Source organism: Brachybacterium sp. ACRRE (assembly GCF_022346485.1).
GTDB lineage: Bacteria > Actinomycetota > Actinomycetes > Actinomycetales > Dermabacteraceae > Brachybacterium > Brachybacterium halotolerans.
On record NZ_JAKRMO010000130.1, the window covers coordinates 1 to 1,154 of the forward strand.

Genomic DNA, 1,154 nt, shown 5'->3' on the forward strand with positions numbered 1-1,154 from the left:
CCGGATCTGTCGGAGGAGTTGCAGGGGATTTGGGATCTCGCGGTCCGGGAGTCGCGGCTGGCGGCGGAGTTGATGCGGCGTCTGGCGCCGTTGTGGGTGGGACGGGATGTGGAGGGTGCGGGGGCGCATGAGGGTGATGTGGAGGATGCGCAGGCGGCGGTGGCGCTGCGCACCACCACGACGGTGTCTTATGGGCAGATCCGTGACGCCCACGAGGCGCTGACGCTGTTTCCTCTGTTGTTCGCGCGGGTGGAAGCGGGGGAGTTGCCGGTCGAGTGGCTGCGGCGGGTGATCCACCGGTCCCGGGACCTGCCGGAGGAGGACCGGAGGGGTCTGGATGGGGTGATGGGGGACTGGGAGTTCGGGGTGAGCCCGGAGACGTTCCGGCGCCTGTTGGGTGAGTTGATCACCTGGTTCACGTCACTTCTGGATCTCTCGCCGGTGGAGCGTGCCCAGCGCCGTCGGCATATCGGTGTTCCGGTGGTGGGGCCGGATGGGACGGCGTCGTTGACGGTGACGGGGCCTGTCCCGGAGATCCTCGCGTTCGCCCAGTCTCTCGATGCCGCGGCGGAGACGCTGCAGGCTGCCCAGCGTCACGCCCTCGACGAGGGGCCCGATGGCGAGGTGCCGTTCGATGAGGACGGTGCCGTGCGGGCGTCGGGGAAGACGATGACCCGTGGCCGCCTCAGGTATGAGGCGCTGCTGCGGGGTGAGGTGAACACGGACGGGCATGAGGTGCCCTCGGCCCGGTTCACGATCCTGGTGACCATCCCGTTCTTGACCCTGCTCGGCCAGAGCGAGGCACCGGCCCTGCTCGAGGGGAAGCATCCGATCCCCGCGGACATGGCGCGCGAGCTCGCGGGGGAGTGCCCGGAGTGGATGCGGATCCTGACGGATCCCGTCACGGGTGCGTTTTTGCCGTTGCCGCCGGAGCGGTATCGACCCAGTCCGCAGATGGTGACGCATGTGCGGTTGCGGGGCCCGGAGTGTGCTGTTCCGGGGTGTGGGCGGGCGAGTTGTCGTGGTGTGGAGGTGGATCATATTGAGGAATTCGATCATGATCATCCCGGGGAAGGTGGGGTGACGGAGATCGAGAATCTTCATGTGTTGTGCTGGTCGCATCATCAGGTGAAAACCGCCCGCGATATCGACCC

At 67.3% G+C, this 1,154-nt stretch carries 1 protein-coding gene; it reads left to right on the forward strand.

The features are described from left to right. A partial coding sequence (locus MHY49_RS18910) for an HNH endonuclease signature motif containing protein (protein ID WP_239206795.1) occupies positions 1-1,154 on the forward strand: 1,154 nt, incomplete at both ends.